This is a genomic window from Microbacterium sp. PRF11, from assembly GCF_031844085.1.
GTDB lineage: Bacteria > Actinomycetota > Actinomycetes > Actinomycetales > Microbacteriaceae > Microbacterium.
Genome location: NZ_JAUZUP010000001.1, coordinates 373,131 through 390,830, shown reverse-complemented (window position 1 = coordinate 390,830; position 17,700 = coordinate 373,131). Strand labels below are relative to the sequence as shown.

Below are 17,700 nucleotides of genomic sequence, written 5' to 3'. Positions count from 1 at the left end.
GCCTCCTCGTCGCGTGGCGGATGTCCTCATCGTGTCACACGCCCCCGACACGCTCGCCTCGCGTGCAGGGAGGTCGACTACTCTCGATACGAGGCGCCCCCGACCGGGGCGTCATGCCCGTTTCCCGAGCGGGTTCGAGACGGAAGACGTACACCCGAATGACTTCACGGATCCTGGTGGTCGACGACGACACCGCGCTGGCCGAGATGATCGGCATCGTGCTGCGCACCGAGGGATTCGACACGGTGTTCTGCGCGGACGGTGCGCAAGCGGTCGACGCCTGGCGCAGCCAGCGGCCCGATCTCATCCTGCTCGACCTCATGCTGCCGGGCGTCGACGGCATCGAGATCTGCACGCGCGTGCGGGCGGAGTCCGGGGTGCCGATCATCATGCTGACGGCGCGCACCGACACCGCCGACGTGGTCAAGGGGCTCGAGTCCGGCGCCGACGACTACATCATGAAGCCCTTCAACCCGAAGGAGCTCGTGGCCCGCATCCGCACGCGGCTGCGGCCCGTGCAGGCCCCGGTCGACGAGACGCTGCGCATCGGCGACCTCGTCGTCGACGTCGCCGCGCACGAGGTGCGCCGCGGCGACGCCCCGATCGCGCTCACCCCGTTGGAGTTCGAGCTGCTGGTCGCGCTCGCCGAGAAGCCGCAGCAGGTGTTCTCGCGCGAGATGCTGCTGGAACAGGTGTGGGGCTACCACTACAAGGCCGACACGCGCCTGGTGAACGTGCACGTGCAGCGGCTGCGCGCCAAGATCGAGGCCGACCCCGACAACCCGCGGATCGTCACCACCGTGCGCGGCGTGGGCTACCGCGCCGGCGCGGTGGCCTGAGCGGGTCATGACCGGCGCGGTGCGCACGCTCCCGCCGCGGACGCGAGGGTTGCGCGACTGGCGGGCCGTGCGCGACCGTCTCGCGACCCTCTGGCGGCGCTCGCTGCGCTTCCGCACGATCGTCATCACCGTCGCGCTGACGGCCGTGACGATCCTCGTCACCTGCGTGGCGATGGCCCTCGTCATCCAGAACGAGCTGTTCACGGCCCGCAAGGACCAGGTGCTGCTCGAGGCGCAGCGCGCCACGGCCGCGGCCCAGGCGACCCTCGACGCCGCCGTCGACTCCACCGACCCGGCCGCCGCGCAGACCCTCATGAACGGCATCGCCACCCGCCTGTCGCAGCAGTCGTCGAGCGATCTCATCGCGCTGTACCGCATCGGTCCGCCCTCGCCCCTGGCCCCGCAGCCCTTCATCTCGCCCGCGTTCGAGTCGGGTCTGGTCACCGAGGCGTTGCGCACCCAGGTGCAGTCGAGCCCCGACCTGCAGTGGTGGCAGTCCGTGGCCCTGCCCTCGGACGGCGGACGCGACGTCCCCGGCATCCTCGTCGGACACCAGTTGCGCTTCCCCGCCGAGGACGGTGTCGACTCCTACGAGCTGTACATGGGGTACGACCTCACGAGCGCCTCGCAGACGCTCGCGTTCGTGCAGGTGCTGCTGTGGGTGGTCGGGCTCGTGCTCGTGCTGCTGATCGGGGCCATCGCCTGGTTCGTGCTGCGATCCGTGACGACGCCGATCGCGGATGCCGCCGAGACCAGCGCCAAGCTCGCGGCCGGCGACCTGGGCGTGCGCCTGCCGGTGCGCGGCGAGGACGAGCTGGCGACCCTGAACCGCTCGTTCAACGCCATGGCGGACAGCATCGAGTCGCAGATCAAGGAACTGGCCGACCTCTCGCTCGTCCAGCAGCGCTTCGTCTCCGACGTCTCGCACGAGCTGCGCACGCCGTTGACCACCATCAAACTCGCCGCCGACATGATCAACGATCAGCGCGAGGAGTTCGATCCGGTCACCGGTCGCGCCGCCGAGCTCCTGCACGCGCAGGTGCAGCGCTTCGAGGTCCTCCTGACCGACCTGCTCGAGATCAGCCGGTACGACGCCGGTTCGGTGCAGCTCGAGCTCGAGGCCACGAGCCTCGCCCACCTGGCCGAGGACGTGATCCTCTCGATGGAGCAGCTCGCCGAGGGCCACGGTTCCGACGTGCGGCTGGTCGCCCCGGGCGGGTACACCCCGGTCGACATGGACCCTCGTCGCATCCGCCGCATCGTCCGCAATCTCCTCGGCAACGCCATCGAGCACGGCGAGGGGCGGCCGATCGTCGTCTCGGTCGACAGCACCCGGGATGCCGTGGCCCTCGGCGTCCGCGACTTCGGTCTCGGCATGCGCGCCGAAGACGTGGAGCGCGTGTTCGACCGGTTCTGGCGAGCCGACCCCTCGCGCGTGCGCACCATCGGCGGCACGGGCCTGGGGCTGTCGATCGCCCTCGGCGACGCGCGGCTGCACGGCGGCACCCTCGCGGTGTGGTCCGAGTACGGACGCGGATCGAACTTCGTCCTCACCCTGCCGCGCGACGGCAAGCCGGTGGGCACCTCGCCGCTGCCCCTCGTGCCCGACGACGAGCAGGGCGGCGCCCTCGAGGCCTTCGGTCTCACGCAACCCATCGCCACCCGCCCCGGCGTCCGGAGGACGACATGAGACGCGCCCTGGCCCTCGTGAGCCTGGCCCTGGTGCTCGCGCTCGCCGCGTGCACCGGTCTGCCCACCTCCGGTTACGTCAATCCCGGTCGCGGGCCCCAGGTCGACGACACCCAGGCCTTCGCCTTCGTGCCCGACGGCCCGCAGGAGGACGCCACGCCCGCTGAGATCGTCGAGGGCTTCCTCCGCGCGGGTTCCGGTCCCGCCGACGACTGGGCGACGGCGAAGATGTTCCTGGCCTCGGGGACGAAGTGGGACCCCAGCGCGCGGGTGACGATCGATCGTCTGGCGGACCGTCGGGCCACGCCCACCGCCGACGGCAGCGGTGTCTCCGTGTCCCTGAGCACCGTCGCCACCGTCGACGCCTCGGGGGCGTACTCGCCCAGCGCCGGGAGCACCGCGCAGTCGCTGTCGTTCACGCTGGCGCGCGTCGACGACCAGTGGCGCATCACCTCCGCCCCCGACGGCGTCGTGCTGTACGAAGAGGTCTTCCCGACCGTGTACCAGTCGGCATCCGTGGTCTACTTCGATCCGAGCTGGAGCGCCCTCGTCCCCGACGTGCGCTGGTTCCCGCGGCCGCTCGTGGCCAGCCGCATCGCGACCGCGCTCGTCGACGGTTCCCCCAGCGGATGGCTCGCCGGTGCCGTGCGCAACGCCTTCCCCGACGAGCTCTCGCTCGTGGGGCGATCGGTGACGTTGACCACCGGCGGAGTGGCGCAGGTGCAGTTGCCGCGGGCGGCGCTGGCCCTGGATCGCACGACGCTGGATCGCATGCAGACGCAGCTCGGGCGCAGTCTCGCCACCGCGGGCATCAGCGACGTGCAGATGACCGTGGAGGGCACCCCGATCGCCGCGAGCGAGGTCTCGGTCCGGGTCACCCGGGTCGATCCGACGCCGGCCGTGCTGACCACGGCGGGGGTGTTCGGCGCGCTGTCGGGCGACAGCGTCGAGGCCATCCCCGGTCTCTCGGATGCCGTCGAGTCGCTCGAGCCGCTCTCGATCGAGCTGGAGGTCGATCGGAGCCTCGCCGCCGTCCGCACCCGCCAGGGCGGGATCGCCAGTGCCCTGGCCGACGGGAGGACCTTCCTCCTGGACGATCGACCGGGCCTCATCGCCCCGACGATCGACGCGGACGGCGCGATCTGGAGCGTGCCCTCCACCGCGCCGACCCAGGTGCGCGTCACCACCGCCGAGGGTGTGCCGCGCGAGGTGGGCAACGCCTGGCCCGACGCCTCGGAGATCGTCGCGATGCGCATCTCGCGCGACGGCACCCGTGTGGCCGCGATCGTCACGGTCTCGGGTGTGCGGGAGGTGTGGGTGGCCGGCATCCAGCGGGAGGGCGGCGACATCGACCTCGGTGCGCCGCACGTGTTGTCGCTGTCGCAGCAGGGGGCGTTCGACCTGGCATGGCTCGACGACACGACGGTCGGGGTGCTCGCCGGCGTCGACGGGTCGAGCACGCTGCGCGAGTTGAGCGTGGGCGGGCGCGGCATCGAGGCGACGGCGCCCGACGGCGCGATCTCGCTGGCCGCCGGGAGCACCAGCGTGCGCGTGCTCGACGACCAGGGGCGGCTGTACAGCCGCCGCGGCAGCTCGTGGACCCTCGTGGCGACCGACGTGCGCGTCCTCGCGGCGCAGCAGGGGACGACCTCCTGACCCTCCTCCCCATCGCGCCCACGCCGCCGGTCGTCCCCGGAAGGACCCTCCGGCGTCCCGGGGCGAGGGGCGTTGCGTCCACGATGGTCGGATGCGGCTTCCTCCCATCCTCGTCACGGCCTTCCGCGACGCCCTGACGTTCTGGTTGCCGACGGCGTGCGCCGGATGCGACGCACCCGACGTGTCCCTGTGCACCGGATGCCGCCGCGCCCTGCGTCCGCGTCCGTCCCGGCGAACGCTGGGGCCCGGGCTCGTCGTCACCAGCGCGCTCGTCTTCGACGGCGTTGTCGCGCGATGCGTGCGCGCGCTCAAAGAGGAGGGCCGCACGAGCCTCGCCCGCGACCTGGCACCGGCGCTCGCCGCCGCTCTCGCCGCGACCGTGCCGCCGGGGGCGCGGGTCGCGGTCGTCCCGGGAACGCGCGCCGCCTTCCGGCGTCGCGGGTACCGCCCCGTCGAGCTGCTCCTGCGCCGCGCGGGGCACCGACCCGCGCGTCTGCTGCGGGTCGTGCGGGCCCCTGAGGATCAGCGAGGCCTCGGCCGCGCCGCACGAGGGGAGAACGTCGGGGGAGCGTTCGCGGCGCGCGCGGTCGCGGGCGGCACGGTGGTGGTCGTCGACGACGTCGCGACGACGGGGGCGACGCTCCGGGAGGCGGCCCGGGCGTTGCGCGCGGCCGGAGCCGACGAGGTCGTCGCGGTCGCGCTGGCGCACACGCCGCGTCGCAGCGTATCGGAAGAGGAATCGGAGGTGATTGACACGTGACAGGGCGATGACGTGGCACTAGCGTGGGGATGACTGAAGGCGACGGACGTTCCGCCCTTAGACCGGGCGGAACCCGGAACAAGGAGGTCACGGATGGACACCAACATCGTCGGCGTGGGAGTCGGTATCACCGATCGTTTCCGCTCGGTGGTCGAAGAGAAGGTCAGCCGCATCGAGCACCTGGCGCCGCGCGCTCAGGCCCTCGAGGTCAAGGTGACGCACCGTTCCTATCGCAACGGCCGCATGGAAGACGACACGGTCGAGCTCACCCTCGACGGCAAGGGCCCGATCGTCCGTGCGGAGGCGACCGATACCGACAAGTTCGCCGCCCTCGACCTGGCGGTCGACAAGATCACCGAGCAGGTGCGTCGGGCGAAAGAGAAGCGCGTCGACTCGCGCAACCACCCGCGCGGGGCCAAGTTCGAGAAGGGAACCGGCGAGATCGCCGGCATCGACGTCGAACCCGCGTCGGTCGAGGTGTTGCGCGCCGTGGCCACCGGCGCGGTGCCGATCCAGAACGAACAGGACGACGAGGCCGACTACTCGCCCGTCGTCATCCGCCAGAAGGAGTTCGGAGCCGAGTGGATGACGGTCGAAGACGCCGTCGACCGCATGGAGCTGGTCGGTCACGACTTCTTCCTCTTCATCGACGCCCGCAGCGACCACCCGAGCGTCGTCTATCGCCGCAAGGGATGGGATTACGGTGTGATCGCCCTCGCGACCCAGGCCCAGCCCGCCGCGCAGGTCGCGTCCTGATCCACGACTGACGACGAAGCCCCCGTCCGAGGACGGGGGCTTCGTCGTGAAGGTGGTCGGCGGGTCAGCCGTCGAAGATGTCGCCGAGGAGCGAGCCGATCACGAGACCGCCGAGCATTCCGCCCACCATGTTGCCGCCGCCCATTCCGCCGCCGCGTCCGTACCCGCCGCCGCGACCGTAGCCGTCGCCGCCCCAGTCGTTCGGACGGGACTGCTCGATGTCGCGCTGGGCGATCTGAAGGGCCTCGGATGCCAGGGACCCCGCGCGGCGCGCGGTGGCCAGGGCCGTGTCGCGCTGATCTTCGGGGACGGGTCCGAGGGGGAGGTCGGCGCGCAGTCGCTCGGCCTCGACGAAGCGGGTCCGCGCGTCGGCGCCGATCCATCCGCGGTGGCCGGTGATGAGGCCGCGCGCGACGGCGAGCTGCCGGTCGGCGTCGTCGATGGCGTGCTCGACCTGTTCCTGTGAGGGCACGGGGCGGGCCGCGCGCTCGCGCGCGAGGTCGAGATCGGCGTTCGCCTGGCGGAGGGCGGACAGCGCGGAGAAGGGGTCGGAACGCGTTCCCGAGGCCGGGAGCGCCGTGAGCGCCTGCTGGAGCTTCGCCATGGCCTGCGTCACCGCGGGCGTCTGCGCGCCCTGTCGCGCCTCGACGAGGTCGGTGCGCGAGTCGTCGACCACCGCGGCGAGCGTGGACTCGGCGCGCAGCGCCTCGATCTCGAAGGTGTCGACGGCATCCAGGAGGGATTCGGCCCGGCGCACGGCTTCGGTGGCCGCCTCGAGGGCCACCGAGGCCTGCTCGCGCTGGCCGGCTTCGCGGCGCCGCTCCGACACGCTCGCGGTGTGCACCGCGAAGTCGAGGAGCTGGTCGATCTCGTCGGGGTTGCCGCCGATCTGGGCGAGGGCCGAGTCGCTGTACCGGCGCGAGAGCCGTTCGACGACCTCGCGGGCGTTCGGCACGCGCGCGGCGAGACGATCACGGTCGGCGCGGACGCGGGCGAGGGTCTCGGGGGCGCGGCGCACGGCGTCGATCTTGGGCTGCAGCACCTGCGTGCGCTCCTCGAGCAGGTCTTCGGCCCACTCCGACAGCTGGATGATGCGCGCGTTGCGCGTGCGCAGCTCTTCCTTGGTGTCGGGGATCTCGTCGTGGTTCAGCTGGTGCAGCTGGAAGGCCTCGGCGAGGTGCGTGCGCACGGAGTCAAGCGCGGCCGCGAGGTCTTCCGTGGCCTTGTCGCCCAGTTCGGCGCGAGCGAAGTCGAGCTCGTCGGAGGTGAGACGCACGCGCTCGTCTGCGGCGACGATCGCCAGTTCCGCGCGACGCGCCAGATCGGCGTCCGCAGCGTCTTGTTCTTCACGCTTCCTCTTGCCCCAGAAACCCGCCATGGCTCGATCCTAGGCCGCGTCTTTCCGCCCGTCGCCGTGTGTTCGCTGCGGGCGCGCATCGGGGTGTCCGGATTGCGGGCTCCTCGCAGGTCACGAACGGGTAACACGGCTAGCATGGGCGGAGTATGCCTGTTCGCAGGCCGGTGTCCACGTGGGCGCCGCACCCGACAGATGGAGATTCTTCGTGGCAAATCCGCTCGAGAAACTGCTGCGTGCTGGCGAGGGCCGCATCCTGCGCCGACTGCAGGGCGTCGTGAAGGCGACGGGAGCCCTCGAAGAGGACTACGAGCAGCTCACCGATGACGAACTGCGCAACGAGACGATCGAGCTGCGCGCCCGCTACGACGCCGGCGAAACGCTCGACCAGCTGATGCCCGAGGCCTTCGCGGCCGTTCGCGAGGCGGCGAAGCGCACGCTCGGCCAGCGCCCCTACGACGTGCAGATCATGGGCGGCGCCGCACTGCACCTCGGCAACATCGCCGAGATGAAGACCGGTGAGGGAAAGACGCTGACCGCGGCGCTCCCGGCCTACCTGAACGCCATCGCCGGCAAGGGCGTGCACGTCATCACGGTCAACGACTTCCTGGCCAGCTACCAGTCCGAGCTCATGGGCCGCGTCTATCGCGCGCTCGGCATGACCACGGGCACCGTCGTCGCCGGTCAGACGCCCGAGGTGCGCCGCGAGCAGTACGAGGCCGACATCAGCTACGGCACCAACAACGAGTTCGGCTTCGACTACCTGCGCGACAACATGGCGTGGCGCAAGGAAGACCTGGTTCAGCGCGGCCACTTCTTCGCCATCGTCGACGAGGTCGACTCCATCCTCATCGACGAGGCCCGCACCCCGCTGATCATCTCGGGTCCGGCATCCGGGGAGGCCAACCGCTGGTTCGCGGAGTTCGCGAAGCTGGCCCGCACCCTCGAGGCCGGGGTCGACTACGAGGTCGACGAGAAGAAGCGCACGATCGGCGTGCTCGAGCCCGGTATCGAGAAGGTCGAGGACTACCTCGGCATCGACAACCTCTACGAGTCGGCGAACACGCCGCTCATCTCGTTCCTCAACAACTCGATCAAGGCCATCGCGCTGTTCAAGCGCGACACCGACTACGTCGTGATGAACGACGAGGTCATGATCGTCGACGAGCACACCGGCCGCATCCTGGTCGGTCGTCGCTACAACGAGGGCATCCACCAGGCCATCGAGGCGAAGGAGGGTGTGCCGGTCAAGGCTGAGAATCAGACCCTCGCCACGGTGACCCTGCAGAACTACTTCCGCCTGTACGACAAGCTCTCGGGCATGACCGGTACCGCCGAGACCGAGGCGGCCGAGTTCATGTCGACGTACAAGCTCGGCGTGGTGCCGATCCCCACGAACAAGCCGATGATCCGCAAGGACCAGTCCGACCTCGTCTACAAGAACGAGACGGCCAAGTTCGCCCAGGTCGTCGAGGACATCGTCGAGCGCCATGAGAAGGGCCAGCCGGTCCTCGTCGGCACGACGAGCGTCGAGAAGAGCGAGTACCTCTCACGGCTGTTGGCCAAGAAGGGCGTGCGCCACGAGGTGCTCAACGCCAAGAACCACGCGCGCGAGGCCGAGATCGTCGCCCGCGCCGGCCGTCTCGGCGCCGTGACCGTCGCCACCAACATGGCCGGTCGTGGAACCGACATCATGCTCGGCGGCAACGCCGAGTTCCTGGCCGTGCAGGAGATGAAGGCGAAGAACCTCGACCCCGTCGAGACGCCCGAGGCCTACGAGTCCGAGTGGGACACCGTCTACCAGGCGATGCGCGACACCGTGGCCGAGGAGGCGGCGAAGGTCGTCGAGGCCGGGGGCCTCTACGTGCTCGGCACCGAGCGCCACGAGTCGCGTCGCATCGACAACCAGCTGCGCGGTCGCTCGGGCCGTCAGGGCGACCCCGGCGAGAGCCGTTTCTACCTCTCGCTGACCGACGACCTCATGCGCCTGTTCCAGTCGGGGGCGGCCGAGGCCATCCTCGCCCGCACCAACTTCCCCGACGACGTCGCGATCGAATCGGGCCTCGTCTCGCGCGCGATCAAGAGCGCGCAGTCGCAGGTCGAGTCGCGCAACGCCGAGATGCGCAAGAACGTGCTCAAGTACGACGACGTGCTCAACCGTCAGCGCGAGGCCATCTACGCCGACCGTCGGCACATGCTCCAGGGCGACGACATCGCCGACCGTGTGCAGCACTTCATCGAAGACGCGATCACCGCGGTCATCGACGACCACACCGGCTCGGGCCACACCGAGTCGTGGGACTTCGACGCCCTCTGGACAGAGCTGAAGACGATGTACCCCGTGAGCGTCACGATCGACGAGGTCGTGGCCGAGGCGGGCGGCAGCAAGGGGCGCATCACGCCCGAGGGACTCAAGCGCGAGATCATCTCCGACGCCCGCATCGCCTACGAGAACCGCGAGAAGCAGCTCGGCGAGCAGGCGCTGCGCGAGCTCGAGCGCCGCGTCGTGCTGCAGGTGCTCGACCGCCGCTGGCGCGAGCACCTCTACGAGATGGACTACCTGAAAGACGGCATCGGCCTGCGGGCGATGGCGCAGCGCGACCCGCTCATCGAGTACCAGCGCGAGGGGTACCAGATGTTCCAGTCGATGATGGGCCAGATCAAGGAGGAGTCGGTCGGCTTCCTCTACAACCTCGAGGTCGAGGTCCGAAAGGTCGAGGGCGACGAGGCGCAGGTCGAGGCCAAGGGCCTGACCCCGACGCCGGTCGAGACCCAGCGGCTCGAGTACTCCGCGGCGAACGACGCGGGCGAGGTCGAGGTGCGCAACGACCGCGGCCAGGTGCAGCAGGCGGCCACCAACCGCGTGCGCCAGGCGGCGCAGGCGCAAGCCCCGGCCGCGGAGGCCGCCCCGGCGGGCCCGCGCGGTGCCTTCGGTCAGCGCACCGCCGCGCCCGAGGAGGCGACGGCGAACAACCGCGCCGACCGACGGGCCGCGAAGAAGAAGTAAGAGCGACACGGATGCCGCGCCCCCTCGCCGGGGCGCGGCATCCGTGTTCCACGCGACGGCGGCGCGGGCGGTCCACGCGGTGTCGATTGGCCGGATCGGGGCGGGGATATCCTGAACCGATGAGCCCGCTGCGCCCCGTCGACCAGTCATCCAAGCTGAAGGACGTCCTGTACGAGATCCGCGGGGAGGCCCTCGTCGAGGCCGACCGTCTGGAGGCCGAGGGGCACTCGATCCTCAAGCTCAACACCGGCAACCCGGCGATCTTCGGGTTCGAGGCCCCGCATCAGATCGTGCGCGACATGATCGCCTCGGTGCCGAACGCGCACGGCTACAGCGACAGCCGTGGCATCCTGTCCGCCCGCCGCGCGGTCGTCTCTCGCTACGAGCAGGAGCCCGACTTCCCGCACCTCGACCCCGATCACGTGTTCCTGGGCAACGGCGTGTCCGAACTCATCACGATGACGATGCAGGCCCTGCTCGACGAGGGCGACGAGGTGCTCATCCCCGCGCCCGATTACCCGCTGTGGACGGCGATGACGAGCCTGGGCGGCGGCACGCCCGTGCACTACCTCTGCGACGAGCAGCGTGAGTGGCAGCCCGACCTCGAGGACATCCGCTCCAAGGTCACCCCCCGAACCAAGGCGATCGTCGTCATCAACCCGAACAACCCCACGGGCGCGGTGTACTCGCGCGAGATCCTCGAGGGCATTGCCGACATCGCCCGTGAGCACTCGCTCCTGCTGCTGGCCGATGAGATCTACGACCGCATCCTGTTCGACGACGCGGTGCACATCCCGATGGCCACCGTCGCGCCCGACCTGCTCTGCCTGACCTTCAACGGCCTGTCCAAGACGTACCGCGTCGCCGGCTACCGATCGGGTTGGCTTGCGATCACCGGGCCGAAGGAGCACGCGCAGGGGTTCCTGCACGGGATCAACCTGCTGGCATCCACGCGGCTGTGCCCCAACGTGCCGGCGCAGTTCGCCGTCCAGGCGGCGCTGTCGGGCGTGCAGTCGATCGACGCGCTCATCGCCCCGACCGGTCGCCTCCACGAGCAGAGGGATGCCGCCTGGGAGGGGCTCGAAGCGATCCCCGGCGTCTCGTGCGTCAAGCCGCGCGGAGCGCTCTACGCCTTCCCGCGCTTCGATCCCGACGTCTACGAGATCCCGGACGACGGGAAGTTCGTCCGCGACTTCCTCGTGGCCGAGCACGTGCTGCTCGTGCAGGGCTCGGGTTTCAACTGGCCGGCGACCGATCACGTGCGCATCGTGACGCTGCCCGAGGCGCGCGTCATCAGCGACGCGATCGATCGGCTCGGCAACTTCCTCGCCTCCTGGCGGCCGTGACGACGTCCTCGGTCGGCGGGGCGGGCCCGCTGCGGGTCAGAGGACGCCGAGGGAGGTGACCCGCCAGCGCCCGTCGAGCCCCTCGAGGCGCAGGGCGATGGCCCGGGTACGCACGCGGGTGGACGCGGTCACGGTGGCCTCGACGACGTGGTCGGCGGGGGAGAAGAGGTGGACGCTGCGGATGAGGTGCGTCGTGCGGGGGCCCACGACCCCGCGGGCGCTGCGAGCCCGGGCGGCGAGGTTGGCCCGCACCGCGACGGTGCGGTAGACCTCCTCCGACAGCCAGCGGGAGAGCTGTTCGACCTCGCGCGAGCCGGCGAGCACCTCGAGGATGCCGCGCACGACGTTCAGCGTGAACGTCTCGGGCGAGGGGAGGTCGTTCGCCGAGGTTTTCTGTCGGCGGAAGAACTCCTCGGACTGGGCGGAGACGGCGAGCGACTTCCGCGTCGCGTGCGATCGGGGGTTCGGCTGGGACATGGGTTCCCCTCTGGTGGGTCGATGCGTCCAGCGAGCGGGGGGTGACGCCGACTGTAGGCCACCCGCGATTCGCGCCTCCGGCGTTCTCCCTGACGCGCGAGAGCTCCGGGAGAGGGTGAGGATGCCGCCGTCGAGCGGGATGACGCCGTCCGACCGGGCGATCTCGCGCCTCGGCGGGGCTCGCCGAACCGCCCCGGAACCGCGCGCGGATTCCCTCGCGGAGGCTCCGGCCTTCACCCTGTCCGCCGTTCTGGGGAGGCGTTGATTTCACCCGCGGGCTCACCTGCCGCCATCGGCGTCGCGGACGACGAGCGACGGGGTGCGCTCTAGGGTGGAGGGGTGTCGACACTCAGTGAACTCGTCTACGCCCAGGGCCGCTCCAGCGAGGCCGACGTCGAGTGGCTGCACCGGCTCGCCGGCGACGGCCAGCTGCTGGCCGACCTCGCCTTCGCCGACATCGTGATCTGGGTCCCGACGCAGGACGACTCGTTCGTCGCCGTCGCGCACACCCGGCCCGGGGGAGCGGCGACGCTGTTCTACCGCGACATCGTCGGCGATCGCGTACGCCCCCAGTGGCGCACCCAGGTGCGTGAGGCGTTCCAGAGCGGGCGCATCGTGGACTCGGCATCCCCTGACTGGTTCGAGGAGACGCCCACCCGTGTGCGGGCGGTGCCGATCGTCCGCGAGCTCTCGCGAGAAGGTGCCGCCGTCACCACCATCGGCGTGCTGACGCGCCACACCAACCTCGGCGAGACGCGCACGCCCTCGCGCCAGCAGATCACCTTCAACGACTGCGCCGACGACCTGTTCGGGATGATCGCCTCGGCCGAGTTCCCCGATCTAGCCGCTCCCACGGCGCCGCGTCGCGGTGCGCCCCGTGCGTCCGACGGCCTCATCCGGCTCGACGTCGACGGCATCACCACGTTCGCGAGTCCCAACGCCCTCTCGGCGTTCAACCGCATGGGCTTCGACGACGAGCTCGAGGGCGAGTCGCTCGCCGAGGTCACCGCCCGCATCCTCCCCGCCAAGCGTCAGGACGTCGACGAGTCGCTTCCGGTGGTCGTGAGCGGCCGGGCGCCGTGGCGCGCCGACATGGAGGCGCGCGGCGTGCAGGTGTCGCTGCGCACGATCCCCTTGCGTGATCGCGGGACGCGCATCGGCGCCATCGTGCTGAGCCGCGACGTGACCGAGATCCGCCACCAGGAGCAGGAGCTCATCACCAAGGACGCGACGATCCGCGAGATCCATCACCGGGTGAAGAACAACCTGCAGACGGTCGCCTCGCTCCTTCGCATCCAGGCTCGCCGTACCCACTCCGACGAGGCGCGCGACGCGCTGACGCAGGCCATGCGCCGCGTCTCGGCGATCGCCGTCGTCCACGACACCCTGTCGGAGGGGTTGGCCCAGAACGTCGACTTCGACGACGTGTTCGCCCGTGTGCTGAAGCTGGTCGCCGAGGTGGCGGCCGCGCCGAACACGCGGGCGCGGACGCGCACGACGGGGCAGTTCGGCACGCTGCCGAGCCAGTTCGCCACCCCCTTGGCGCTCGCCCTCACCGAGCTGGTGACCAACGCCGTCGAGCACGGTCTGGCGGGCCAGGAGGGCGACGTCGAGATCGCCGCGGAGCGAACCGGTGAGATCCTCGCCGTGAGCGTGCGCGACACCGGCGTCGGACTCCCCGAAGGACAGGTCGGCCGGGGGCTCGGGACGCAGATCGTGCGCACGCTCATCCAGGGCGAGCTCGGCGGCACCATCGACTGGCACACGCTGATGGGCAGCGGCACCGAGGTGACGATCGAGATCCCGTTGCGCTACATCGGCGGCACCGCGACCTGAATCGCGGTTCCGCTGCCCGGGGGATCGCGGCGGCTCGGTATCTCCGTCATCGGGTGGTGCGGGGTCCGGCTGCCGCGTGCAATGCCTCACAACGCGAAGAAGCCCGCCCCGGGAGGGGCGGGCTTCTTCGCGAGGCGTGTCGTCAGGACGCGCGGCGGGCGCGGGCGGCGCGGCGCTTGAGCGCGCGGCGCTCGTCTTCGCTCAGGCCGCCCCACACGCCCGAGTCCTGGCCGGACTCGAGGGCGTACTGCAGGCACACCTCGGTGACGGTGCAGCGGGCGCAGACCGACTTGGCCTTCTCGATCTGATCGACCGCGGGGCCGGTGTTGCCGACCGGGAAGAACAGCTCGGGGTCGACGGTCAGGCAGGCTGCTTTGTCGCGCCAATCCATGGGGGTGCTCCTTGTAACAGAAAAAATGGACGATTCGGCACCGGGATTCGGGTCCGGTACCCTGGTGGGAACGCGAGCGATTGCTCGCCCCACTTCGCTGTGGGAGCACACGGCTTGTTCCATGCTCCCATAGCGATTCCGCCTGATCAAGAGGTAACCGCGAGGTTTCCGGAACGTAACGGCGCCGTAGCGCCCTCGAGGAGGCCTTTCGGATGCCGGTTCGTCTCGCCGCCGCCGTCGTCCTCGGGCTCGAGGCCGTCGGCATCCTGGCCCTGGCGGGGTGGCAGACCGTCGCGCTCATCGGCGGCGACACCGACTCCGTGGTCAGCTCGATCGCGCTGATCGTGCTCACCGTGATCGGCGCGGTCGCCGTCGGCGCATTCGGGGTGTCCACGGCGCGGGACGTCTCGGCCGGGCGATCGGGCGGGATCGTGACGCAGCTGCTGATCCTCTCGGTCGCGATCGGCGCGATCACGGGGGAGTGGGCGGCGCCCGGGATCGCTGCGCTCATCGCTCTTCCCGCCGTGATCGGTCTGGTGCTGCTCGTCCTCGCCGTCCGCCGCGCCGCGCCGCGGCGCCGCGACGACGACTGACGCCGCGGCATACGCGAAGGCCCCGCCGCCGGAAACCGGAGCGGGGCCTCGAAGCGGGTCTCAGGCGGCGGCGAGCCCGAGCGTCTTGCGCAACCGCGCGACGTGGCCCGTGGCCTTGACGTTGTAGAGCGCCTCGACGATCTTGCCGTCCTCGTCGACGACGAAGGTCGAGCGCAGAACACCGGTGACGGTCTTGCCGTAGTTCTGCTTCTCGCCCCACGCGCCGTAGGCCTCGTGGACGGCGTGGTCGGCGTCGCTGAGCAGCGGGAAGGTCAGCGCATCGCTGTCGCGGAAGGAGCGCAGCTTCTCGGGGAGATCGCGGGAGATCCCGAGCACCGTGTACCCCGCGCCCTGCAGCGACGCGAGGCTGTCGCGGAAGTCGCAGGCCTGCGTGGTGCAGCCGGGGGTCTGCGCCGCCGGGTAGAAGTAGAGGATCACGCGGCGCCCGCGGAAGTCGCCGAGCGAGACGGGGTGTTCGTCCTGATCGAGCAGGGTGAAGTCAGGGGCGGTGTCGCCCTTTTCGAGGTTCGTCACCCCTCCAGCCTAGAACGCTCGATGCTCTGGAACGTCGTCAGCAGGCGCTGCAGCGAGTCGAGCCGCGCCTCGGCTCCGGGGCCCAGGCGACCGGAGGCCACGGCTTCGATGATCGCGCAGTCGGGGGCGTCCGGCAGGTGCGTGCACCCGCGCGGGCAGTCCTCGGCCGCCTCGGCGAGATCCGTGAAGGCGCCCAGCACGTGGGCCGGGTCGACGTGCCCGAGCCCGAACGAGCGCACGCCCGGGGTGTCGATGACCCACCCGCCGCCGGCGGGGCCCCGGTAGCGCAGCGAGACCGCGGATGAGGACGTGTGCCGGCCCCGCCCGGTGACGACGTTGACGTGGCCGATCGCGCGCTCCGATCCGGTCAGAGCGTTCACGAGCGTGGACTTGCCGACACCCGAGTGGCCGACGAACACCGTGGAGTGCCCGGCGATGGCCTCGCCGATCGCCCCGAGCGGCATGTCGTCCTGGGCGCTGGTGAACACGCGCAGATCGACGCCGGCGAAGTGGGAGAGGAACTCGGTCGGGTCGGCCAGGTCGGTCTTGGTGACGACGAGGAGAGGGCGGATGCCGGCATCCAGCGCCGCGACCAGGTACCGGTCGACGAGGCGTTCGCGCGGCTCGGGATCGGCCGCGGCGACCACGATGAGCATCTGGTCGGCGTTGGCGACGATGACCCGCTCGACCTGGTCGGTGTCGTCGGCGCTGCGGCGCAGGAGCGAGGTGCGCTCCTCGATGCCGACGATGCGGCCGAGCGTGCCCTCGTCGCCGGAGAGGTCGCCCACCACGCGCGCCCGGTCACCGTTGACGATCGGCTGCTTGCGCAGCTCGCGTGCTCGCGTGGCCAGGACCCGGCGCTCGTTCTCGCCGTCTTCGTCGACGAGCACCGTGTAGCGGCCCCGGTCCACGCCGAGGACCCGGGCGACCTGCGCATCGGCGTGCGCCGGACGACGCTTCGTGCGGGGGCGGTTCGCCTTGGGGTTCGGCCGTACCCGGATCGACGACTCGTCGTAGGCGAGGTCGTCGTCGTCGTCGCCGTCGTCGAGCCAGCTCACGCTCTACTCCGCGGCATCCGCGCCCAGCATGCTCCGCCAGAGGGAGGCGAACTGGGGGAGCGTCTTGGCGGTCGTGCCGATGTCGTCGACCCGGACTCCCGGGACGCGAAGGCCGATGAGGGCGCCCGTGGTGGCGAGGCGGTGGTCGTGGTGCGCCTTCCACTCGCCTCCGTGCAGCGGCCGAGGGACGATGCGGATGCCGTCGTCGAGCTCGTGCGCCTCTCCGCCGATCGAACGGAGGTTGCCCACGAGGGCGGCGATGCGGTCGGTCTCGTGGCCGCGGATGTGGCCGATGCCGTGCAGCGTCGTGGGACCGTCGGCGAAGGCGGCCAGGCCGAAGAGCGTCGGCGCCAGCTCGCCCGCGGCCGAGAGGTCGAGCTCGACGCCGACGATGCCCTCGTCGCCCGCCGCGACCGTGAGTGCGCCGCCGCGTCGGCTGACCCGCGCGCCCATCTCGGCGAGGATGTCGACCAGGAGGGCGCCGGGCTGGGTGCTGTGCAGGGGCCACCCTGTGACGGTGACCGAGCCGCCCGTCACCATCGCCGCCGCGAGGAAGGGCGCGGCGTTGGAGAGGTCGGGCTCGATCGCGACGTCTTTGTGCCGGATCGGACCCGCGGGCACGACCCACTCGCCGGGCGCGGGGCGTTCGACGTGGATGCCGCGGTGCGCGAGGGACTCGACCGTCATGTCGATGTGCGGAACGCTGGGCAGCCGGGAGCCGACGTGACGCAGGCGCAGGCCCACGTCGAACCGGGCCGCCGCGAGCAGCAGCCCGGAGACGAACTGGCTCGACTGGCTGGCGTCGATCTCGACCTCGCCGCCGCGCACGTGCCCATGCCCGCGCACCGAGAAGGGCAGGGCCCAGTGGCCGCCGTCGTCGATGTCGACGCCGACGTCGCGCAGCGCGCGGATCATCGCGCCCATCGGGCGGTGCAGGGCGCTCTCGTGCGCTGTGACGTGCACGTCGCCGCGGGCGAGGCCCGCCAGCGGAGCGACGAAGCGCATCACCGTTCCGGCCTGGCCGCAGTCGACCTCGCTCCCGCCGACGAACGCGGCGGGCGGGGTGACGAGCAGATCGGGGCCGAAGGGGGAGTCGGTGCCGATCTCCTCGATTCCCACGCCGAGAGCGCGCAGCGCCCGGATCATGTGCGCGGAGTCTTCGGAGTGGAGGGGCGCGTGCAGCGTGCCCGGACCGTCGGCGATCGCCGCGAGCACGAGTTCGCGGTTGGTCAGCGACTTCGAGCCGGGGACGGTGACCGTGGCGTCGACGGGACCGTCGGCGACGGGCGCGTCCCACGCGCCGCGAGGAGTGGCGGCGGAAGGGGAATACCCGAGCGGAGTCATCGGTTCCTAGCCTACTGAAAGGGGACGACACGTGACCGCACTTCTCGAGCGAGACCTGGC

General features: G+C 71.0%; 15 protein-coding genes. 9 read left to right on the top strand and 6 right to left on the bottom strand.

The window, feature by feature from the left end; all coding sequences use genetic code 11:
- Window positions 1-158: 158 nt before the first annotated feature.
- The 5 genes from mtrA (at window position 159) to hpf (ending at window position 5,700) form a co-directional block, all read left to right on the top strand.
- Window positions 159-839, top strand: coding sequence for an MtrAB system response regulator MtrA (gene mtrA, locus Q9R20_RS01930; RefSeq protein WP_311247754.1), 681 nt, complete (start codon window positions 159-161; stop codon window positions 837-839).
- Window positions 840-846: 7 nt separating this feature from the next.
- Window positions 847-2,529, top strand: coding sequence for an MtrAB system histidine kinase MtrB (mtrB, locus tag Q9R20_RS01925; protein WP_311247753.1), 1,683 nt, complete (start codon window positions 847-849; stop codon window positions 2,527-2,529).
- Window positions 2,526-4,184 carry an LpqB family beta-propeller domain-containing protein gene (locus tag Q9R20_RS01920; RefSeq protein ID WP_311247752.1) on the top strand — a complete coding sequence of 553 codons (1,659 nt, stop codon included), beginning with the start codon at window positions 2,526-2,528 and terminating at the stop codon, window positions 4,182-4,184. Before mtrB ends, Q9R20_RS01920 begins: the two co-directional genes overlap by 4 nt.
- A 91-nt stretch (window positions 4,185-4,275) precedes the next feature.
- On the top strand, window positions 4,276-4,944 hold the full coding sequence (locus Q9R20_RS01915) for a phosphoribosyltransferase family protein (RefSeq protein ID WP_311247751.1): 669 nt from the start codon (window positions 4,276-4,278) through the stop codon (window positions 4,942-4,944).
- 93 nt (window positions 4,945-5,037) lie between these two features.
- The gene (gene hpf / locus Q9R20_RS01910; protein WP_311247750.1) at window positions 5,038-5,700 is read left to right on the top strand and encodes a ribosome hibernation-promoting factor, HPF/YfiA family; all 663 of its coding nucleotides are present in this window, start codon (window positions 5,038-5,040) and stop codon (window positions 5,698-5,700) included.
- 64 nt (window positions 5,701-5,764) lie between these two features.
- Here hpf and Q9R20_RS01905 read toward each other — a convergent pair whose 3' ends face one another.
- Window positions 5,765-7,078 carry a hypothetical protein gene (locus Q9R20_RS01905; RefSeq protein ID WP_311247749.1) on the bottom strand — a complete coding sequence of 438 codons (1,314 nt, stop codon included), beginning with the start codon at window positions 7,076-7,078 and terminating at the stop codon, window positions 5,765-5,767.
- A gap of 184 nt (window positions 7,079-7,262) precedes the next feature.
- Here Q9R20_RS01905 and secA point away from each other — a divergent pair, with 184 nt between their 5' ends.
- Complete coding sequence (gene secA / locus Q9R20_RS01900; protein WP_311247748.1) at window positions 7,263-10,061, top strand: preprotein translocase subunit SecA; 2,799 nt, start codon at window positions 7,263-7,265, stop codon at window positions 10,059-10,061.
- A gap of 119 nt (window positions 10,062-10,180) precedes the next feature.
- Window positions 10,181-11,407 carry a pyridoxal phosphate-dependent aminotransferase gene (locus Q9R20_RS01895; RefSeq protein WP_311247747.1) on the top strand — a complete coding sequence of 409 codons (1,227 nt, stop codon included), beginning with the start codon at window positions 10,181-10,183 and terminating at the stop codon, window positions 11,405-11,407.
- Window positions 11,408-11,443: 36 nt separating this feature from the next.
- Here the strand turns inward: Q9R20_RS01895 and Q9R20_RS01890 are convergent, their stop codons facing one another.
- The gene (locus tag Q9R20_RS01890) at window positions 11,444-11,884 is read right to left on the bottom strand and encodes an Rv3235 family protein (RefSeq protein ID WP_311247746.1); all 441 of its coding nucleotides are present in this window, start codon (window positions 11,882-11,884) and stop codon (window positions 11,444-11,446) included.
- A gap of 339 nt (window positions 11,885-12,223) precedes the next feature.
- On the opposite strand from Q9R20_RS01890, the gene Q9R20_RS01885 reads away from it, so the two are divergent.
- A complete protein-coding gene (locus Q9R20_RS01885) occupies window positions 12,224-13,720 on the top strand; it encodes a histidine kinase N-terminal domain-containing protein (protein ID WP_311247745.1) in 1,497 nt (498 codons plus the stop codon).
- Window positions 13,721-13,862: 142 nt separating this feature from the next.
- On the opposite strand, the gene Q9R20_RS01880 is transcribed toward Q9R20_RS01885, so the two are convergent.
- Window positions 13,863-14,111, bottom strand: a complete 249-nt coding sequence (locus tag Q9R20_RS01880) for a WhiB family transcriptional regulator (RefSeq protein ID WP_013583608.1) — start codon at window positions 14,109-14,111, stop codon at window positions 13,863-13,865.
- A gap of 212 nt (window positions 14,112-14,323) precedes the next feature.
- On the opposite strand from Q9R20_RS01880, the gene Q9R20_RS01875 reads away from it, so the two are divergent.
- Complete coding sequence (locus Q9R20_RS01875) at window positions 14,324-14,704, top strand: histidine kinase (RefSeq protein ID WP_311247744.1); 381 nt, start codon at window positions 14,324-14,326, stop codon at window positions 14,702-14,704.
- A gap of 60 nt (window positions 14,705-14,764) precedes the next feature.
- On the opposite strand, the gene bcp is transcribed toward Q9R20_RS01875, so the two are convergent.
- From bcp to aroA, 3 genes are read right to left on the bottom strand one after another with little or no spacing between them, the layout of a single operon-like run.
- On the bottom strand, window positions 14,765-15,238 hold the full coding sequence (bcp, locus tag Q9R20_RS01870; RefSeq protein ID WP_311247743.1) for a thioredoxin-dependent thiol peroxidase: 474 nt from the start codon (window positions 15,236-15,238) through the stop codon (window positions 14,765-14,767).
- On the bottom strand, window positions 15,235-16,296 hold the full coding sequence (gene rsgA / locus Q9R20_RS01865; protein WP_311247742.1) for a ribosome small subunit-dependent GTPase A: 1,062 nt from the start codon (window positions 16,294-16,296) through the stop codon (window positions 15,235-15,237). Before rsgA ends, bcp begins: the two co-directional genes overlap by 4 nt.
- A 3-nt stretch (window positions 16,297-16,299) precedes the next feature.
- Window positions 16,300-17,640, bottom strand: a complete 1,341-nt coding sequence (gene aroA / locus Q9R20_RS01860) for a 3-phosphoshikimate 1-carboxyvinyltransferase (protein WP_311247741.1) — start codon at window positions 17,638-17,640, stop codon at window positions 16,300-16,302.
- Between the last annotated feature and the right edge of the window lie 60 nt (window positions 17,641-17,700).

Excerpts from the sequence above, each read along its gene's own strand:
- mtrA (WP_311247754.1), top strand. The coding sequence starts at position 159 with ATGACTTCACGGATCCTGGTGGTCGACGACGACACCGCGCTGGCCGAG.
- mtrB (WP_311247753.1), top strand. The coding sequence starts at position 847 with ATGACCGGCGCGGTGCGCACGCTCCCGCCGCGGACGCGAGGGTTGCGC.
- Q9R20_RS01920 (WP_311247752.1), top strand. The coding sequence starts at position 2,526 with ATGAGACGCGCCCTGGCCCTCGTGAGCCTGGCCCTGGTGCTCGCGCTC.
- Q9R20_RS01915 (WP_311247751.1), top strand. The coding sequence starts at position 4,276 with ATGCGGCTTCCTCCCATCCTCGTCACGGCCTTCCGCGACGCCCTGACG.
- hpf (WP_311247750.1), top strand. The coding sequence starts at position 5,038 with ATGGACACCAACATCGTCGGCGTGGGAGTCGGTATCACCGATCGTTTC.
- Q9R20_RS01905 (WP_311247749.1), bottom strand. The coding sequence starts at position 7,078 with ATGGCGGGTTTCTGGGGCAAGAGGAAGCGTGAAGAACAAGACGCTGCG.
- Q9R20_RS01895 (WP_311247747.1), top strand. The coding sequence starts at position 10,181 with ATGAGCCCGCTGCGCCCCGTCGACCAGTCATCCAAGCTGAAGGACGTC.
- Q9R20_RS01890 (WP_311247746.1), bottom strand. The coding sequence starts at position 11,884 with ATGTCCCAGCCGAACCCCCGATCGCACGCGACGCGGAAGTCGCTCGCC.
- Q9R20_RS01880 (WP_013583608.1), bottom strand. The coding sequence starts at position 14,111 with ATGGATTGGCGCGACAAAGCAGCCTGCCTGACCGTCGACCCCGAGCTG.
- Q9R20_RS01875 (WP_311247744.1), top strand. The coding sequence starts at position 14,324 with ATGCCGGTTCGTCTCGCCGCCGCCGTCGTCCTCGGGCTCGAGGCCGTC.
- aroA (WP_311247741.1), bottom strand. The coding sequence starts at position 17,640 with ATGACTCCGCTCGGGTATTCCCCTTCCGCCGCCACTCCTCGCGGCGCG.